Source organism: Tenacibaculum singaporense (assembly GCF_003867015.1).
Taxonomy (GTDB): Bacteria; Bacteroidota; Bacteroidia; order Flavobacteriales; family Flavobacteriaceae; genus Polaribacter; species Polaribacter singaporensis.
The window spans coordinates 3269582-3288646 of record NZ_CP032548.1 but is presented as its reverse complement, the minus strand read 5'-3'; the positions used below and the strand labels follow the sequence as shown (position 1 = coordinate 3288646).

The following is a 19065-nucleotide window of genomic DNA, read 5'->3' as shown; positions in this document are numbered from 1 at the left end:
CTTAAAAATTAAGAGGTTAAAATTTTGTTAAAATAAAAATTAGTTGCGAATATAGAGATTAAAAAAATCCTATTTAGCTAAATAGGATTTTTTTATTATGCATTTTATAAAGTGAGTCTTATCTAAAGCTAAAAGCAATACCTGCATTGATAGCATTATATTCTTGCAAAGTGTAGTCTGCAAATATTTTAAAGAAACCTAAACTTAAACGAGTACCTAATGTAGCTTTGAAACCGCTAGCGTTAGAATCTAAGTTTAAAGGGTTTGTTAAGGTTCTCTGGTTTAAAGATGCATTATAAGAAAGAGTATATCTTCCGGTCATATCTAAAGAAGAAGTTCCTCCTGTGTAACCTACTCCTCCATAAACATTAATTATAGGAAAGTTTAAAGAGGCAATAGCTTGAACAGTGTAAGAATTTAAATCAAAATCAACTTTACCATTTTCTATTTCAATGTTGTCATTTGGGTTTTCGTCAACAATGTTGTAATCCACTCCCATAGTTGAATAAGTAGCTAGTAAAGAAACATGTAATGGGGTTTTATCCATTGGTCCAAACCAGCTTGTGATTTCCTTTTTTAAACCAATACCAAATAAACTACCTTTAACATCATCGCTTCCAACTTTAGGGACATAACGTAAAATAATATCTGATTTAAAAGGTAACCCCATGCTTGCTTGAATAGCAGGAGCAGGAACAGCATTTAATGGTAAGTCCTCTTTGATTCCACCAGGCATTTCAAAAGTTCCAGTATAGGTGATTCCGTTCTCTTGAAATGTAACAGTAGCTTGGCTACCATCATTTTCAGAACCAGCTACAGTAGCAGAAGTAATATTCCCTGTAGGTTGATTTATTGAGTTTAAGTTTGATAAACTAAATATTTCATCTTTTGAGGGAACTATTGACCCGTTAAATCCAATAGTAATATCAAAGCCAAATTTTTTATGAACTTTGGCGGTGTGATACCAACCATTGTTCATTCCGTATATTAATCCTTTCATAGCAGGATTAATATATGCATTAGTTAACCTGTTTGCGTCTTGTTTACTCGCAAATAAAATTCCTTCAGGACCGTCTTGAGCCTTGATGCTAAAGCTTATTATTAGAGTTAATAGTGGTAATAGAATTTTTTTCATAATTATGAGGGTGTTGTTTTAAACGGTAAAAATATAAAATAAAAAAAAGCTCAATAATATTATTGAGCTTTTTTAAAGTTAAGAAAATATTTTATGCATCAATATTCGCATATTTTGCATTCTTTTCTATGAAATCTCTACGTGGAGGAACTTCATCACCCATTAGCATAGAGAATATTCTATCAGCTTCAGTTAAGTTGTCAATAGTAACTTGTCGTAGTGTTCTAAACTCAGGATTCATGGTAGTGTCCCATAATTGTTCTGCGTTCATCTCTCCAAGACCCTTATAACGCTGAATAGTTACTGAGCCACCCATTTTTTGAGCAATTAAATCACGTTGATTGTCATCCCATGCATACTCGCGTTTTTGCCCTTTTTTAACTAAATATAAAGGAGGAGTAGCAATGTAAATATATCCTTGTTCAACCATTTCACGCATGTAACGGAAGAAGAATGTTAAAATTAAAGTAGCAATGTGAGAACCATCCACATCGGCATCACACATAATAACTACTTTATGGTAACGTAATTTGGTTAAGTTTAATTCACGAGGGTCGTCTTCTGTTCCAATAGTAACTCCTAATGCGGTAAACATGTTTTTGATTTCTTCATTTTCAAAAACTTTATGTTGCATAGCTTTTTCTACATTTAAGATTTTACCTCTTAAAGGAAGAATAGCTTGGAAGTTACGGTCACGACCTTGTTTTGCAGTACCACCTGCCGAGTCTCCCTCAACAAGGAATATTTCACATTGAGCAGGATCAGTTTCAGAACAGTCAGATAATTTACCAGGTAAACCACCAATACTCATTACTGTTTTACGCTGTACCATTTCACGAGCTTTACGTGCTGCGTGACGTGCTTGTGCAGCTAAAATAACCTTTTGAACAATGGTTTTAGCGTCATTTGGATTTTCCTCTAGGTAATCCGTTAACATTTCAGATACAGCTTGTGATACAGCAGCGCTTACTTCACGGTTACCTAATTTTGTTTTTGTTTGACCTTCGAATTGAGGTTCTGCTACTTTTACAGATACAATTGCTGTAAGTCCTTCACGGAAATCATCACCAGCAATTTCGAATTTTACATTTTTAAGTAAACCAGACTCATCAGCATACTTTTTTAATGTGTGCGTTAAACCACGACGGAAACCTGATAGGTGTGTACCTCCTTCGTGTGTATTAATGTTATTTACGTATGAGTGTAAATTTTCAGCATAAGAATCATTATACACCATAGCAACTTCTACAGGAATACCATTTTTTTCACCTTCCATAGAGATTACATCCTGAATAATCTGTGTTCTTGTCCCGTCTAAGAACTTCACAAACTCAGATAAACCTTCCTCGGAATGAAATGTTTCAGAAATATTATTCCCTTCATCATCCTGATTACGTTTGTCTGTCAACGTAATAGTAATACCTTTGTTTAAGTATGCCAATTCGCGCATACGTGTAGCTAAGGTGTCGTAGTTGTATTCTGTTGTTTGTTGAAAGATTGATTTATCTGGTAAGAAGGTAACAATAGTTCCAGTAAAATCCGTATCTCCAATAGTTTTTACAGGGTATAAAGTTTTACCTCTTTCGTACTCTTGTTGCCAAATTTTACCTTCTTTATGTACAGTTGCAGTTAAATGATCAGAAAGTGCATTCACACAAGAAACCCCAACACCATGTAGTCCACCCGATACCTTGTAAGAATCTTTATCAAATTTACCACCAGCACCAATCTTGGTCATTACAACCTGTAGGGCAGAAACTCCTTCTTTTTTATGAATTCCAACAGGAATACCACGACCATTATCTTTTACTGTAATAGAGTTATCTTCATTAATATCTACTGATATTTCATCACAGTGACCAGCTAAGGCTTCGTCAATAGAGTTATCTACAACCTCATATACTAAATGGTGTAATCCTCGTACTCCAACATCTCCAATATACATGGAAGGACGCATGCGTACATGCTCCATTCCTTCTAACGCCTGGATACTATCGGCAGAATAATTATGTTTTTTTTCTTCGCTCATTATAAAGAGAATTAAATTAAAGTCTTTATCATAAAAAAATCGCTCGGAAGCGATTATTGTTACATTACAAATTTACAATTTTATAAAGTTAAAATAAAGTTTTTAAGAGGTTTTTGTGATATTTTATCAACAATTGCTTAAGAAATAAAAAGACTCTTAAAACGGCTAAAAATCCTTTTAAATTAGAATTTGAAGATGAATGAATAATTTGGTTTAATCTTTTTTTATAAAATAGCTTATTTGGCTTTAAAAACGTTTTATAAAAGTAAAGTTATAAAATTGTTTTATTGGTGTTAAATAAATGAATTTAAATTAGTGTTTAGTGGTGTTTTGTTTATGTTTTTGTAAAAAATTAACATTTTTTAAGGTTTTTATTGTGTTTTTTGTTAATATTGAAGCTAGTATTAATAAATTAAATTTTTTTAAAATGAAAACCCCCCGAATTTTATTAGGAGCTTTATTGGCTTCGATGTTGTTTATTGGCTGTAACAATTCTGAAGAATTAGTTACTGGTTCTGAAAGTTTAACAGAGCAACAAACTTCCGATTTAGTAAATAAGAAAGAAGTTGCTTTTCAATTTATTGATTTGATGAAGAATCAAAGCTTTAAAGAAAAGACTCTTGAGTTATTGAATAATCAGCAACCAAGTGTAGCGATGTCTAAAATTTTAAACCAAACTTCTGAGTTTGTAAGTGATGAAGAGTCATATAAAATGTTAATGTCTAAAACCACTATGTTAGAAGGTAAGGCGTCTAAAGAAGCCGCTCCTGAAAAGATAGAGATTTTAGAAGTTTGGATGCACAATGGAGAGAGAATAGAAGATTTTTCTAATGTGTTATTTTCTTTTGCTCCTGAAGGAGATGAGGAAACTTGGGAGAGAGTTGAAGCTTATACAATAGATAAAGAAGTTGTTTATCTTGATCCTAAAGAAGCACCAAGTCAAACAGTTATTGTTATTGAAACTGATGGTTTTGAAACCTTGAAGAGAGAGGTAACTTATATGAATAAGTATCTTCAAGAAAGTGGAGTTCAAAATAATAGGTTTTTAAAGTCTTCATTAGATTTAAGTACTAAATCTGCTAGAAATGCTGGATTGGAAACCACGAAGTTAGATAAAATAAGATTAAATGATGATGAAGAACCTTGGATAAGTGGTGCTGCTGAGGTATATGCAATAACATCAGGTATTAAAGATGATAAAAACAATCCTGAAATTAAGGTAATACCTATGTATTATTTAGATCATGATGATACTGATTATTATCCGAATCAAATATTATTGTTTTGGGATGATTATCAATACCAAGCTGCAAATATTCAGTTATTTGAAAAAGATGATAATACAAATTATAAGGACTTAGTTTCTGCTATTGTAAATGGAGTTTTTCAAATTATAGGAGCAGTTTCAACACAACCTTGGGTGAGTGTTTTAGGTCAAGTTGCAGGAGCAATAATTCAAGCAATGCCTAATAGTTGGTATACTAATAATGATGATTATGTAGATTCATTTTATACAATTGAAAAAAATAAGAGTTACTATAATTACTATGGTGCTAGAAGAAACGCTAAGATAAACTTATCTCCTTTTTATGTTGCGCCAAATTAAAAAGTAAAGGATAAGTAAATGAAAGAGCATTCTGATTTTTCAGGATGCTTTTTTATTTTAAAAAGCCTTAATAATAAGACCTAAAAAATTATGAGAATTGTATGTTGTTAGGAAATAAACCTAAGGAGTTTTTTTGTTTTGAAAGTTCTTTAGGGCATATGCCAAACTTTTTCTTAAAGCAATTAGAAAAATAAGAACTACTATTGAAGCCAACATCTATTGAAATTTGATTTATAGCTGATGAGCTCATTGTTATTGAGTCTATAGATTTTAAAAGTCTAAACTCTTTTAATAATTGATTGATGGATTTACCAGTAATGTCTTTACAGTTTCTGTATAATTTGGTTTTAGACATCATCATTAAAGAGCAAATATCTGAAACTTTAAATTTAGGTTTATGATAGTTCTTTGAAAGTATATCTATTAAAGAAAGTATGAAGGATTCTTTTTCAGAATTTAACCAGTAAATTTTTTTTAAGCTAGAAAGTGAAGGATGCATGTTTAATTTTTTTGAAGAAATAATCAGTTGTTCTTTCTTTTTTACAAGAAAGAGCAGCTTTGTTAGTTTAGGAATTATTTCAGAAAGAATAGTTTTATTATCGTTGTGTAAAGATGTGTATAAAATAATTTTAGTGGAACTATTATCTGTTCTTTTATTGAGCTTGTCTAGTATAGAAACAGTACAACCCAAGGCGTTTTTAATAGAATGAAATGAAGCTATTATATTTTCGTTAGTTTCTATTTGATGTCCTTCGTAAGAAGTTATTAGGTTTTGAATAATAGCTTTTTTAAACGGTAAAGATTCAATAGTTTTTACTTTGTTTAGAAAGAACACTTTTTTATTAAATGTTTTGGCTAAAAAAAAGACTGAATGTTTTTGTGATGTGTAGAGTGATTTAGATTGTATTGCTTTAAGTTTTTGTATACTCTTTAAGAAAGCAAAAACTAAATGGTTATTTACGGATGTTATTTTGTGAGGACGTAGGTTAATAGATTTGTAGTATAATTTTCGGATTGAGTTTTTGTTAGGTGCTTTTATTAGAAAAAAAACACTGTTCTTTTTGTGGTCAATCCAACAGTTGATACATTTTTTAAGAAGAGTTTGCTGAAGTTTAGAATAAAAGGTGATAGCTAAATTAATAGTAGTGTTGTTGTTGGTTATATGTTGAATCAAATAAACAGCCATGTGTAAAGTTAACAAATAGTAATTTGAAATGTTATTAACTTATAAGGAAAGAAGAGAAATTTATAAGAAAAAGGGGAAAAACCTTAAAAAAGTATTTTACTGAAGATGTAAAATACTTTTTATATTGTTATGATAAAAGCTTATTTTTTAATGAATATTACCATCGTAATCTAGCTTTAAGTTTTTTCGTTTTCCATCTTTTCTAATTTGAACTTTAAATACTTTTTTTGATTTACTGTTGTTTCTGTAAGTCACAAGGTAAACGTCTTTATGTATTCTCCATCCAGGGTATTTCTTTAAAATGGCAGTTCTTACAATTTTAGGTAGTAGTATGTTCTTGTAACGCTCAATAGAACTAATAATTTTACCGTTAGAATCGTAAGTGGCTGTGATTAATCCACTTGTTCCTCCTTCTTTTTTTGTTCTGAAAATAACTTCATAAGCTTCAAACTCTCTGTCAAAAATAGGGTCTTCTGTGATGTCGTATCTAGCGGCTTCATTTTCTAGATTTTTGACTAGTTCTGGAGTGTCTTTGTGTTGAACCTCTTTGAGGTAACTGAGGTTTAATGGCTTTATAGTAACAGGCTCTAAAATAATATTTTTTGAATTCCCATTATTTTGAGAATGTACCAGGCTGGTTAGACCCAGAAAAAGCAAACCAAATACAAATTTCTTCATAATACTAAGTTTTAGTGGTTGTTAAAAAAAACGAGGAGTATGAGTAATAATTCGGTTTTGAGGAAGAACAAAATTACTTTCAAAAAAAAGAAAGTGTTGTTAAAATTGTTCTTATTACTATAAGAAATGATTCAAAGAGTTTAGTTTAACAAAGTTTTAAGTTTTTGTATAAAAAAATCCCGCAAAAGCGAGATTTTTATCACAACTAAAATTTGAAAAAAACTAAGAATTTTTCTTAGTAAGCGTCTTCATGTACAGCTTTGATAGCTCTACCAGAGGGTTCGTTTTGGTTTTGAAAACTTTTATCCCATGCTAACGCTGTAGGGGTACTACAAGCAATTGAAGGCACAGATGGAACTGTTAAAGCAGCAGTTTCACTAGGGAAATGTTCTTCAAATATTGAACGATAATAATATTCTTCTTTGGCTCTTGGTGTTTGAGTAGGAAAACGATGTGAGGCGTTTGCCATCATTTCATCAGTAATAGCAGCTTCTACAACTTCTTTTAAGGTGTCAATCCAGTTATACCCAACTCCATCAGAGAATTGTTCTTTTTGTCTCCAAGCTACTTCTTCAGGTAAATAGCTTTCAAAGGCTTTTCGTAATACCCATTTTTCCATGCGCTCACCGTTAATCATTTTATCTTCAGGGTTAATACGCATTGCAACATCCATGAACTCTTTATCTAAGAATGGAACACGACCTTCAATTCCCCAAGCCATTAAGCTTTTGTTAGCACGTAAACAATCGTATTGATATAGCTTATCTAATTTTCTAACTGTTTCTTTGTGGAACTCTTCTGCATTAGGAGCTTTGTGGAAGTACAAATATCCTCCAAAAAGTTCATCAGCACCTTCACCAGATAGTACCATTTTTATTCCCATCGATTTAATAACACGTGCCATTAAATACATGGGAGTAGAGGCACGAACTGTTGTAATATCGTAAGTTTCTAGGTTGTAAATAACATCTTTTATTGCATCTAAGCCTTCTTGAATAGTAAAAGTGATTTCGTGATGAATAGTGTCAATATATTCCGATACTTTTTTAGCAGCAGCTAAATCTGGAGAACCTTCTAAGCCTATTGAAAACGAATGTAGCTGAGGGTACCAAGCAGCATCTTTATCACCAGATTCTATACGCTTAGCAGCATATTTTTTAGCAATAGCTGAGGTAATGGAAGAGTCTAGTCCACCAGATAATAAAACACCGTATGGCACATCACTCATTAGTTGACGATGAACGGCTGCTTCTAAAGCGTCACGTACTTCTTCAATTGATGTTTGGTTGTCTCTAACAGCTTCGTACTCCATCCAGTCACGAGAATACCATTTTTGTAATCCATCTTCACGCGTATAATAGTGTCCAGGGGGAAAAATTTCGATTTTGTTACAAACTCCTTCTAAAGCTTTTAATTCAGAAGCTACATAAAAAGTACCATGTTTATCCCATCCCATGTATAGGGGAATAATTCCCATATGGTCACGGGCTACTAAATATTCATCCGTAATTGAATCGTATACGGCAAAACCAAAAATCCCGTTTAAATCATCTAAAAATTCTACACCTTTTTCTTTGTATAAAGCTAAGATAACCTCACAATCAGATTTAGTTAAAAACTCATGCTGTTCCTTAAGTTGCTTTCTTATTTCTTTGTGATTGTATATCTCTCCATTGGCAGCTAATACAAATCTACGGTCATGGCTAAATAGAGGTTGTTGTCCAGAAGCAGGATCAACAATTGCTAATCGCTCATGTGCCATAATTGCTTTCTCATCACTATAAATTCCGCTCCAGTCTGGACCTCTATGACGAACTTTTTTAGCCATTTCTAAGATTTGAGGTCTCAGCTTATCTGAAGGTTGTTTTAAATCAAACGCACATACAATTCCACACATAATAATATCTTTTTATAAATTTTATTCTTTTTGGTTTATTTCTGGTACAAATAACAAGGGAATGTTTTTTAATTGTAAGTTAAAATTAAAATATGATTATAAAATATAATTTAATTATTGTTTTTTGTGTTGAAGTGAAACTTAAACAGCTTTGTTTACTCATAGAGACTTACTATTTTTTAGTTGCAATAAATAATTTGAAAGAAAAGTTTGTAAAATCAAAATCACTTTATACATTTGTAACATAATGATGAAACAACAATTAAATAACTGGTGGTGGAAAACTCATAACTTACGTTAGTGAGACCATCTTGTTATATCTATAATACAACGAAAAGGCTTATCTCATGATAAGCCTTTTTTGTTTTTACATATTAAATAAAATGAAAAAAATTACCTTTAAAACAATAGCAAAAAAACAATTGGCAGATATGATAACGCCAGTTAGCTTGTATTTAAGAACAAGAGATAAGTACGCGAATAGTTTGCTGTTAGAAAGTTCAGATTATCACAGTAAAGAGAATAGTTATTCGTTTTTATGTATAGAACCGTTGGTAACCATCAAAGCAGAAAACGATGAGTTGTTATTGTCTTATCAAAAAGAAGAATTAGCAAGAAAACCTATTCAAAGAAATTTTTACGAGAAGTTTGATGCGTATAGCAATGTTATTTCGGTAGACTGTTCGGAGGAGATAAAATCATTTAATGGATTGTATGGTTATACTACTTTTGATGCGGTTCAATACTTTGAAACAATTCAGTTAAAATCAGATAAAGCACCTTCTGAAATTCCAGTATTACAGTATAGCTTTTTTCGATTTATCGTAGCAATTAATCATTTTAAAAATGAAATGATTTTGATAGAGAATATTCCAGAAGGAGAGGAGTCTCGATTATTGGAGATTGAAAACTTAGTGAATTCTCAATCTTTTGCTAAATATGACTTTACTTTTGAAGGAGAAGAAACATCTAATATAACTGATGAAGAGTTTAAAGAAAGTGTAACAAAAGCAAAAGAACACTGTAAAAGAGGAGATGTTTTTCAGTTGGTATTATCACGTCAATTTCAACAACAATTTAAAGGGGATGAGTTTAATGTGTACAGAGCGTTACGCTCTATAAATCCTTCTCCATATTTATTCTATTTTGATTACGGAAGTTTTAAGTTAATGGGATCTTCGCCAGAAGCACAAATTAAAATAGATGAAGGTCAGGCAGTAATCAATCCAATTGCAGGAACCTTTAGAAGAACAGGTGATGATGAAAAAGATAGGGAGTTGGCAAAAGAGTTAGCAAATGATCCGAAAGAAAATGCAGAACATGTAATGTTGGTTGATTTAGCAAGAAATGATTTAAGTAAACATGCAACTAATGTAACAGTTGAAACTTATAAAGAAGTACAGTATTTTAGTCATGTAATTCATTTGGTATCCACAGTAACAGGTAAAATTACAGGAAACCCGATAGAAATTGTAGGAGATACATTTCCTGCAGGAACCTTGAGTGGAGCCCCAAAATACAAAGCCATGGAATTGATAGATAAATACGAAAATCAAACTCGTGGATTTTATGGAGGATGTGTTGGTTTTATTGGACTGAACGGAAATGTAAATCAAGCTATAGCGATTCGTTCTTTTGTAAGTAAAAACAATACTTTGTACTATCAAGCAGGAGCAGGAATAGTAATCAACTCAAAAGAAGAAAACGAACTGCAAGAAGTAAATAATAAGTTAGCAGCATTAAAAAAAGCATTAGTGTTAGCAGAAGAAATATAAAATTAGAATTGAGATGTTTGTATTTAGATGTGGGATATACATGTTTTATCAATATTCAAACCTCAATACTCAATACTATAAATATGAAGATATTAATATTAGATAATTACGACTCGTTTACCTATAATCTGGTGCATTATGTAGAAGATATCACAGGAAAGTTACCTGATGTATATCGTAACGATGAAATTTCAGTAGATGAAATTAAAAATTATGATGCTATTATTCTATCACCAGGACCAGGAATTCCTGATGAAGCAGGAATTTTAAAAGAAACCATAAAAACGTATGCAGGTAGAATTCCAATTTTTGGAGTATGCCTAGGTTTACAGGCTATCACTGAAGTTTTTGGAGGTGAAATAGAAAATTTGAATGATGTTTTTCATGGGGTAGCTACTGAAATGAAAGTGATACAAAATAATACAGTCACTTTCAAAAACATTCCGGAAACTTTTGAAGCTGCACGCTATCACTCTTGGATTGCTTCACGCAACAACTTTCCAGAGGAACTAGAAATAACAGCAATTGATGAAGATGGTAGCATTATGGCACTACGTCATAAAGAATTTCCTATTGAAGCGGTACAGTTTCACCCAGAAAGTATTTTAACTCCTGATGGGAAAAAAATGATTCAGAATTTTATTGCTTTTGCCGAAAGCCAAAAGCTAAAAGCTTAAAGCTATTGATATGAAAAAAATACTAAACACCCTATTTGAACAAAAACGATTGACCAAGGAACAATCGAAAGAAGTGTTGATAAATATTGCACAAGAAAAATACAATGCTTCACAAATAGCTGCATTCATTACCGTGTTTTTAATGCGACCAGTTTCGGTTGATGAATTATCAGGATTTAGAGAAGCTTTATTAGAGTTAGCAATAAAAGTAGATTTGTCAGATTTTAATACTATTGATTTATGCGGAACAGGTGGGGATGGAAAAAATACGTTCAACATTTCAACATTAACCTCATTTATTGTGGCAGGAACAGGACATAAAGTTGCAAAGCATGGTAATTACGGAGTGTCTTCTGCATCGGGATCCTCTAATATGTTAGAGTTTTTAGGATACAATTTTACAAATGATGTAACCGCGTTGAAAAGTCAGTTGGAAGAAGCAAATATTTGTTTTTTACACGCACCACTATTTCATCCAGCAATGAAAGTTGTAGCACCTATTCGAAGAGAATTAGGAGTAAAAACATTTTTTAACATGTTGGGGCCATTGGTAAATCCAAGTCGTCCACAAAATCAATTGGTGGGCGTATTTAATTTAGAGGTTGCCAGGGTGTACAATTATATGTTGCAACAATCTGAAGTAAATTATGGTGTGGTACATGCATTAGATGGGTACGACGAAATATCGTTAACAGGAGATTTTAAATTGTTTACCAAAGAAGCAGAGCAACAAGTTTCTCCATCTGATTTAGGACAACAACAAATTGCTCCATCAGCTATTTTTGGAGGGAATACTGTTAAAGAAGCTGCGGACATATTTGTGAACATAATCAACGGAAAAGGAACAGAAGCACAAAATAATGTGGTATTAACCAACGCGGCATTTGCCTTAAAAACGTTTAATAAAAATAAGAGTTTTGAAACTGCTTTTGAAGAAGCAAAAGATTCGTTATTAGGGTTAAAAGCAAAACAATCGTTAGAGAAATTAGTAAATTAAAATAAAAAACCGTCATTCCGAACGGACACTGAGCGTAGTCGAAGTGGTAGTGAAGGAATCTTTCTGTAAAGAAAATAATTTAGATTGCTTCACTTTGTTCGCAATAACAAAAAGAATATAAGATGACTATTTTAGATAAAATAATAGCCTTTAAAAAACAGGAAGTAGCAAAAATAAAAGCTGAAGTTGCTGTTAAAAAACTGGTTGAAAGTCCGAATTTTAAAAGACAACCAATTTCTTTGAAAAAATCGTTGTTGGAGCCTTATTCAACAGGAATTATAGCAGAGTTCAAACGTCAATCACCTTCTAAAGGAATTATCAATGACAAAGTAACGATTACTGAAGTAACGAATGGATATTTAGATGCTAATGTAGCAGCACAATCGATCTTAACCGATACTTCTTTTTTTGGAGGTACGATGGCAGATTTGATGGAAGCACGAGTAATTAATCAGCAAAAACCCATTTTAAGAAAAGATTTTATTGTTGATGGATTTCAAATAGTAGAAGCTAAAGCAATTGGTGCCGATGCGGTGTTGTTAATAGCTACTTGTTTGACAGCTGAACAGTTGAAGAATTACGGTCAGTTAGCAACAGATTTAGGATTAGAAGTCTTATATGAAATCCATACCCAAGAAGATTTAGATAAAATTGGAGATCTGGATAATAAAATTATAGGAATTAACAATAGAAACTTAAAGACGTTTGAAGTTGATTTAGAACACTCAATAAATTTAGCAAGTCAAATACCCGATACGGTAGTAAAAGTTTCTGAAAGCGGAATTTCAGATCCAAGGATTATAACAGGATTAAAAGAACATGGTTTTCATGGTTTTTTAATAGGAGAAAACTTTATGAAAATGGATAACCCAGGACAAGCATGTCAAGAATTTATCGATCAAATTAGATAATGTCAGTTCGAGTGAATTTATGAGGAACGAATAAATTAGTATCGAGAATAAGTACTTCTCGATACAATTTTCTCACAAAGTCGAAAATTACTCGAAGTGACGAAATATAAATAATATGAAACTAAAAGTTTGTGGAATGAAGTTTATAGAAAATATTCAGCAAGTAGCTGAATTACAGCCTGATTATTTAGGGTTTATTTTCTATGAAAAATCATCAAGGAATTTTGAAGGAATCATTCCGAAGCTGCCCAATGGAATCAAAAAAGTAGGCGTTTTTGTAAATGAGTATTTGGAGATTGTAGTTTCTTTAATTGAAGAATATCAGCTGGATGCAGTTCAGTTGCATGGAGATGAATCAGTAGCGTATATAAAGGAGTTAAAACAGCATTTACCAAAAGTAGAAATCATCAAAGTATTTGGAATTAAAGATGAGTTCAATTTTGAGCTTTTAAAACCGTACGAAGAAGTAGTTGATTACTTTTTGTTTGACACTAAGGGAAAAGAGCGTGGAGGAAACGGAGTAACTTTTAACTGGCAGGTTTTGAAAGATTACAATTCAACAAAACCTTTCTTTTTAAGTGGAGGAATAGGGTTAGAAGAAGTCGGAGAATTACAATCCTTTCTTAAAAGAAAAGAATCACAATACTGCTATGCAATTGATGTGAATAGCAAGTTTGAAATCAAGCCAGGAGTAAAATCAATAGAGAAATTAAAGAAGTTTAAAGAAATATTAGTCAAAAAGAGTTAAATGTCATTTCGAACGAAGTGAGAAATCTCTCTGTAACTAAATAACATTACGATAAGAAGATGAAATTTCAACCAGACAATAACGGATATTACGGACAATTTGGAGGAGCATTTATACCAGAATTATTATACCCAAACGTAAAAGAATTAGAAGATAATTATATAAAAATTATAGAATCTGAAGAGTTTCAGGCGGAATATAAAGATTTATTAAAACACTATGTTGGTCGTCCAAGTCCGCTGTATTTAGCAAAACGATTATCAGAAAAATATGGAGCAACAATTTATTTAAAACGAGAAGATTTAAATCATACAGGAGCACATAAAGTCAATAATACTATTGGTCAGATTTTAATCGCAAAACATTTAGGAAAGACTAAGATTCTTGCAGAAACAGGTGCGGGGCAACATGGTGTGGCTACAGCTACAGTATGTGCCTTGATGGGGTTAGAGTGCATTGTTTTTATGGGAGAAACCGATATTCAACGACAAGCGCCGAATGTTGCACGTATGAAAATGTTAGGAGCTAAAGTAGTACCAGCAACTAGTGGAAGCAAAACCCTGAAAGATGCTACGAATGAAGCAATTCGTTATTGGATTCAACATCCAGATACCTATTATTTAATAGGTTCTGTGGTAGGCCCGCATCCATACCCAGATATGGTAGCGCGATTGCAAGCAGTGATTTCAGAAGAAATGAAAGTGCAATTGAAAGAACAAACAGGGAAAGAAAATCCTGATACTATTATAGCTTGTGTAGGTGGAGGAAGTAATGCAGCAGGTGCTTTTTATCATTATTTAGAAGATGAAGAAGTAGAATTGATTGCAGTTGAAGCGGCTGGCTTAGGAGTGAATTCTGGAGAAAGTGCTGCAACCTCACAATTAGGAGAAGTAGGTGTAATTCACGGTAGTAAAACGATTTTAATGCAAGATGAATACGGGCAAATTGTAGAACCTTATTCTATTTCTGCAGGATTAGATTATCCAGGAGTGGGACCGTTACATGCCTATTTACATGAAACAGAACGAACAACCTTTATGAATGCTACGGACAAAGAAGCACTAGACGCTGCTTATGAATTGACAAAAATAGAAGGAATTATTCCAGCATTAGAAAGTGCACACGCCTTAGCAGTATTACCAAAAATGAATTTACAAAAAGATCAAGTGGTTGTGGTGAATTTATCAGGAAGAGGTGATAAAGATTTAGAAACGTATATAAAACATTTAAGCTAATAGTTAAAAGAATGTCTCATCGAGTGAATTTGTGAGGAACGAACAAATTTGTATCGAGATGTAATAAGTTCTCGATACGATTTTCTCCTAAAGTCGAAAATAACTCGAACTGACAAAACCATAGAAAATGAACTCAATTCAACATATATTCAAACAAAAAGAAAACAATTTACTGTCAATTTTCTTTACAGCAGGCTTTCCAAAATTAGAAGATACCACAAAAGTTATTGCTGAGTTAAGTAGTAACGGAGTAGATTTTATAGAGGTAGGTTTACCGTATTCTGATCCGTTAGCGGATGGACCGACTATTCAGCATAGTAGTGATGTAGCGCTGAGAAACGGTATGAATCTCGATGTGGTTTTTGAACAGTTATCTTCTATAAAAGATACGAATAAAACTCCATTAGTAGTGATGGGATACTTGAATCAGATTATTAGATATGGAGAAGATAAATTCTGTCAAAAAGTAAAGGACTGTGGCATTGATACGGTAATTATTCCAGACTTACCGATGGTTGAATATGAAAATCACTATCAGCAGTTGTTTGAAAAATACGGAATCACAAACGTATTTTTAATCACTCCACATACTTCCGAAGAACGTATTCGTAAGATAGATTCTTTAACCAATGCTTTTATTTATGTTGTTGCTTCGGCGTCTATTACAGGGGTCAAAGGTGAAGTTTCATCAGCACAAATAAATTACTTTAAAAGAATTCAAGCTATGAATTTAAAAAGTAAGTTAATTGTAGGTTTTGGTATTTCAGATCATAAAACATTCTCTACTGCCTGTGAGTATGCAAACGGAGCAATTATTGGATCAGCTTTTATTAAAGAATTAGAAAAAAAGGGAGTTGAAGGAATTGGTGATTTTGTGAAAACTGTTAAGAACTGTTAATATATTCCTAATTTTATGAGAGTTTTAGTCGTAATGAAGTAATTTGGTGGTTTAAAATCAAATAACATGACTAAAAAGATATTCTTAGGGGTGGCTTTAATAGCAAGTAATTTTTTATTTGCCCAACATACGCTAATTCGTAAGCCTGTGATTAGCCCTGATGCTTCTCAAATGGCATTTAGTTATTATGGCGATATTTGGCTATATAACTTTAACAATCAGCAAACAAAAAGGTTGACTATTCATAAAGGCTACGAAAGTAACCCTGTTTGGAATGAAAAAGGAACTGAGATTGCATTTTCATCAAATAGAAAAGGAAATGATAATGTATTTGTAACTTCTATAAAAGGAGGAGTTCCTAAACAGTTAACATACTACCCTACAGCCAATGTTCCTACAGATTGGACAAAAGAAGGAGATATTGTTTTTACGACTGGTCGTGTATTAAGAGGTCCGGAGTGGGATAAACAAATGTATGTAGTTAATGAAAAGGGAGAAACGCCTCGTCGATTATTAACTGCTTATGGTGAAATGGCTTCGGTATCTCCTAACGGAAAATTAATTGCTTTTACCAAAGGAGCATGCCGTATTGCTCGTGAAGATTACTCAGGTTCTGCGCAGCGTGATATTTGGGTTTATAATACTGAAACAGATGAATATCATCAAATAACGACGAGTAACAAGAATGACCACTCTCCTGTTTGGGATGCAGCAGGAAATTTATATTATATCGGCGCAAAAAGTGGACGTTATAATATTTATAAACAAGCAATTTCTGCAAATGGAACTGCCAATGGTACAGCTACTCAATTAACAAATCGAACAAAAGACGGTGTACAAACATTTTCAGTAAGTAATAATGGAACGATTGTTTATACTAGTGGGACAGATACTTTCAAGTTAGAAAATGGAAAAACTCAAAAAATTAACTTAGATATTGTTTCAGATAATCGTTTTGAAGAAGAAGAAACTAAAACAGTTTCAGGAGACATTGGTGATTATGCAGTTTCACCTAATGGAAAAAACGTAGCATTAGAAATTAATGGAGAAATCTTTGTAAAGGAGAATAATAAAGAAAAGAAGCGCTCAAACAATGTAAGCAAGCATCCGTATAGAGATATCAATCCACAATGGTTAGACGATAAAACAGTTGTTTTTTCTTCAGATAGAGATGGAGTTTATCAATTGTACAGTGCAGTTTCTACAGATACTTTAGTGGGGTTACACCGTAGTTTAAAAACAAAAGTTTCTAAACTAACCAATAGTAAAGAAGATATTGAATATTCTTTAGTTTCTCCTGACGGAAAGAAGATAGCTTACCAGATAGGAAGAGGAATTTTAATGATTGCTGATATTAAAAATGGAAAGATAACAAATGCTAAAGAGTACTCTAATTCTTGGGCAGCTGCTGAAGGAGTTTCGTGGAGTCCAGATAGTAAATACATAGCCTATTCTCAAGAAGACTTAAATTTTGATAGCGAAATTTTTATTCAATCTGTAGAAAAACCTTCTACTAAAATGAATGTATCGATGCATCCTAGAAGTGACCGTAATCCAGTTTGGAGTGCTGACGGAAAAAAGTTAGCATTTTTATCAAATAGAAGCGGAATCAATTACGATGTTTGGATGGTTTGGTTGGAAAAATCTGATTGGGAAAAGTCAAAACTAGATCACGAAGAAGGAGCTTATTATCCTGAGAAGAAAGAAGAACCTTCTAAAGATAAAGACGCAAAAAAAGGAAAGAAAAAGAAGAAAAAAGTAGTTGTAAAAATAGATGAAGATAAAATTTACGATCGTTTAGTACAGGTTACTTCTTTACAAGATGATGAGTATAGTCCTGTGTTTAGTGCAGATAGTGATTTTATTTATTTTTCAGCAACCAACCCTGCTACAGAAAAAAGAAGTACATACAAAGTTAAATGGGACGGTAGCAAGCCAAAGTTAGTAAAAGGAGTTGCTAATGCACGAAACTTTACTGAGAACAAAGGAAAAATTTATTTCACTTCTAGAGGAAAATTAGCTGAATTAAACACAAAATCAGATAAAGTAACGAAGTTACCACACAGTGCTACCTATACAACTAATAGAGAGGAAGTATATCAACAAGTTTTTGAAGAAGGAATTCGTGCATTAACAGCTGGTTTTTACGATCCAGAATTTCACGGATACAATTGGAATGCTTTAGTAAAGAAGTACAAGCCTTGGGTATTGTCAGCAACCACTCACGAAGATTATACCTATATGTTTAATTTGTTGTTAGGACAGTTAAATGCGAGTCATATGGGCTACCGAGGAAGTGCTCCAAGAAATACAAGTGATAAAGTTGGAGTATTAGGTTTAGAAGTAGAGAACACTAAAAAAGGAGTAAAGGTTTCTTATGTGTTACCAAATTCAGTAGCAGATAAATCAACCAGTAAGTTAAAAGTGGGGGATATTATTACTGCTGTTAACGGACAAGAAATTAAAAAGAATACGAATTTTTATAGTTTACTAAAGAATACTCAAACTAAGGAGATTTTGTTGAGTTTAGGTAACGGTAAGGATGTCGTATTACGTCCAGAAAGATCCTTAAGAAGATTACAATATGAAGAGTGGGTAAATTCTAGAAAGAAATTGGTAGATGAATATTCTAACGGTCAATTAGGATATATTCATATTCAAGGAATGAACATGCCAAGTTTTGAGCGTTTTGAACGTGAACTAAAAGCTAGTGGTTATGGTAAAAAAGGAATTGTAATTGATGTCCGTTACAACGGTGGTGGTTGGACAACTGACCGATTAATGGCGGTGTTAAATGTAGATCAACATGCATATACAGTTCCGAGAGGAGCAGCAAAAAGTTTAAAAAATCATAAAAAGTTCAATAAAAATTATCCGTTTAACGAACGTGCTATTTTATCAGTAAACACAAAACCAATGGTAGCTTTATGTAATGAAAATAGTTATTCAAACGCAGAAATTTTTTCACATGCGTTTAAAAACTTAGGTTTAGGAAAATTAGTAGGACAACCAACTTTTGGAGCAGTAATTTCTACAGGAGGAAAACGCTTACAAAACGGATTTATTCGTATGCCTTTTAGAGCATGGTATGTGAAAAAATCAGGAAAAAATATGGAGAACGAAGCACCGGCAGTACCAGATTACTTAGTGAAAAATGCACCAGGATGGAAAGATAGAGGAGAAGATGCTCAGTTAAAAAAAGCAGTTGAGGTGTTGTTACAAGATATTAAGTAATAAGAACTAAAAAAAAGATCAAGCGCAGAGTTTAAACTCTGCGCTTTTTTTATTCCTAT

At 32.6% G+C, this 19065-nt stretch carries 14 protein-coding genes; 9 read left to right on the top strand and 5 right to left on the bottom strand.

Annotation, left to right across the window (positions count from 1 at the left end; genetic code table 11):
• Positions 1-118 precede the first annotated feature (118 nt).
• Positions 119-1135, bottom strand: a complete 1017-nt coding sequence (locus D6T69_RS14800; RefSeq protein ID WP_125068742.1) for a DUF6588 family protein — start codon at positions 1133-1135, stop codon at positions 119-121.
• Positions 1136-1226: 91 nt separating this feature from the next.
• On the bottom strand, positions 1227-3164 hold the full coding sequence (gene gyrB, locus D6T69_RS14795) for a DNA topoisomerase (ATP-hydrolyzing) subunit B (RefSeq protein WP_125068740.1): 1938 nt from the start codon (positions 3162-3164) through the stop codon (positions 1227-1229).
• A gap of 427 nt (positions 3165-3591) precedes the next feature.
• On the opposite strand from gyrB, the gene D6T69_RS14790 reads away from it, so the two are divergent.
• Entirely contained in the window at positions 3592-4770 is a 1179-nt protein-coding gene (locus tag D6T69_RS14790) for a DUF3103 family protein (RefSeq protein WP_125068738.1), read from the top strand.
• 88 nt (positions 4771-4858) lie between these two features.
• Here D6T69_RS14790 and D6T69_RS14785 read toward each other — a convergent pair whose 3' ends face one another.
• The 3 genes from D6T69_RS14785 to asnB form a co-directional block, all read right to left on the bottom strand.
• On the bottom strand, positions 4859-5956 hold the full coding sequence (locus D6T69_RS14785; protein ID WP_125068736.1) for a helix-turn-helix domain-containing protein: 1098 nt from the start codon (positions 5954-5956) through the stop codon (positions 4859-4861).
• Between the two features lie 147 nt (positions 5957-6103).
• A complete protein-coding gene (locus D6T69_RS14780; RefSeq protein ID WP_125068735.1) occupies positions 6104-6634 on the bottom strand; it encodes a hypothetical protein in 531 nt (176 codons plus the stop codon).
• Between the two features lie 235 nt (positions 6635-6869).
• Positions 6870-8531 carry an asparagine synthase B gene (gene asnB / locus D6T69_RS14775; protein WP_125068733.1) on the bottom strand — a complete coding sequence of 554 codons (1662 nt, stop codon included), beginning with the start codon at positions 8529-8531 and terminating at the stop codon, positions 6870-6872.
• Positions 8532-8914: 383 nt separating this feature from the next.
• Here asnB and D6T69_RS14770 point away from each other — a divergent pair, with 383 nt between their 5' ends.
• The 8 genes from D6T69_RS14770 (at position 8915) to D6T69_RS14735 (ending at position 19006) form a co-directional block, all read left to right on the top strand.
• Positions 8915-10306: an anthranilate synthase component I family protein gene (locus D6T69_RS14770; RefSeq protein ID WP_125068732.1), complete on the top strand. Its 1392-nt coding sequence runs from the start codon at positions 8915-8917 to the stop codon at positions 10304-10306.
• Positions 10307-10389: 83 nt separating this feature from the next.
• Positions 10390-10983: an anthranilate synthase component II gene (locus tag D6T69_RS14765; protein ID WP_125068730.1), complete on the top strand. Its 594-nt coding sequence runs from the start codon at positions 10390-10392 to the stop codon at positions 10981-10983.
• A gap of 10 nt (positions 10984-10993) precedes the next feature.
• The gene (gene trpD / locus D6T69_RS14760; RefSeq protein WP_125068728.1) at positions 10994-11980 is read left to right on the top strand and encodes an anthranilate phosphoribosyltransferase; all 987 of its coding nucleotides are present in this window, start codon (positions 10994-10996) and stop codon (positions 11978-11980) included.
• 122 nt (positions 11981-12102) lie between these two features.
• On the top strand, positions 12103-12891 hold the full coding sequence (gene trpC, locus D6T69_RS14755) for an indole-3-glycerol phosphate synthase TrpC (RefSeq protein WP_125068726.1): 789 nt from the start codon (positions 12103-12105) through the stop codon (positions 12889-12891).
• A gap of 115 nt (positions 12892-13006) precedes the next feature.
• Positions 13007-13639, top strand: a complete 633-nt coding sequence (locus tag D6T69_RS14750) for a phosphoribosylanthranilate isomerase (protein WP_125068725.1) — start codon at positions 13007-13009, stop codon at positions 13637-13639.
• Between the two features lie 59 nt (positions 13640-13698).
• Entirely contained in the window at positions 13699-14874 is a 1176-nt protein-coding gene (gene trpB, locus D6T69_RS14745) for a tryptophan synthase subunit beta (RefSeq protein WP_125068723.1), read from the top strand.
• A 127-nt stretch (positions 14875-15001) separates the two neighbouring features.
• The gene (gene trpA / locus D6T69_RS14740; protein WP_125068721.1) at positions 15002-15772 is read left to right on the top strand and encodes a tryptophan synthase subunit alpha; all 771 of its coding nucleotides are present in this window, start codon (positions 15002-15004) and stop codon (positions 15770-15772) included.
• A 66-nt stretch (positions 15773-15838) separates the two neighbouring features.
• A complete protein-coding gene (locus tag D6T69_RS14735; RefSeq protein WP_125068719.1) occupies positions 15839-19006 on the top strand; it encodes a S41 family peptidase in 3168 nt (1055 codons plus the stop codon).
• Positions 19007-19065 lie beyond the last annotated feature (59 nt).

Coding starts and splice junctions, on each gene's coding strand:
- trpC (WP_125068726.1), top strand. CDS start 12,103: ATGACTATTTTAGATAAAATAATAGCCTTTAAAAAACAGGAAGTAGCA.
- D6T69_RS14750 (WP_125068725.1), top strand. CDS start 13,007: ATGAAACTAAAAGTTTGTGGAATGAAGTTTATAGAAAATATTCAGCAA.
- D6T69_RS14735 (WP_125068719.1), top strand. CDS start 15,839: ATGACTAAAAAGATATTCTTAGGGGTGGCTTTAATAGCAAGTAATTTT.
- D6T69_RS14800 (WP_125068742.1), bottom strand. CDS start 1,135: ATGAAAAAAATTCTATTACCACTATTAACTCTAATAATAAGCTTTAGC.
- trpA (WP_125068721.1), top strand. CDS start 15,002: ATGAACTCAATTCAACATATATTCAAACAAAAAGAAAACAATTTACTG.
- trpB (WP_125068723.1), top strand. CDS start 13,699: ATGAAATTTCAACCAGACAATAACGGATATTACGGACAATTTGGAGGA.
- D6T69_RS14785 (WP_125068736.1), bottom strand. CDS start 5,956: ATGGCTGTTTATTTGATTCAACATATAACCAACAACAACACTACTATT.
- asnB (WP_125068733.1), bottom strand. CDS start 8,531: ATGTGTGGAATTGTATGTGCGTTTGATTTAAAACAACCTTCAGATAAG.
- D6T69_RS14765 (WP_125068730.1), top strand. CDS start 10,390: ATGAAGATATTAATATTAGATAATTACGACTCGTTTACCTATAATCTG.
- D6T69_RS14770 (WP_125068732.1), top strand. CDS start 8,915: ATGAAAAAAATTACCTTTAAAACAATAGCAAAAAAACAATTGGCAGAT.
- D6T69_RS14780 (WP_125068735.1), bottom strand. CDS start 6,634: ATGAAGAAATTTGTATTTGGTTTGCTTTTTCTGGGTCTAACCAGCCTG.
- trpD (WP_125068728.1), top strand. CDS start 10,994: ATGAAAAAAATACTAAACACCCTATTTGAACAAAAACGATTGACCAAG.
- D6T69_RS14790 (WP_125068738.1), top strand. CDS start 3,592: ATGAAAACCCCCCGAATTTTATTAGGAGCTTTATTGGCTTCGATGTTG.
- gyrB (WP_125068740.1), bottom strand. CDS start 3,164: ATGAGCGAAGAAAAAAAACATAATTATTCTGCCGATAGTATCCAGGCG.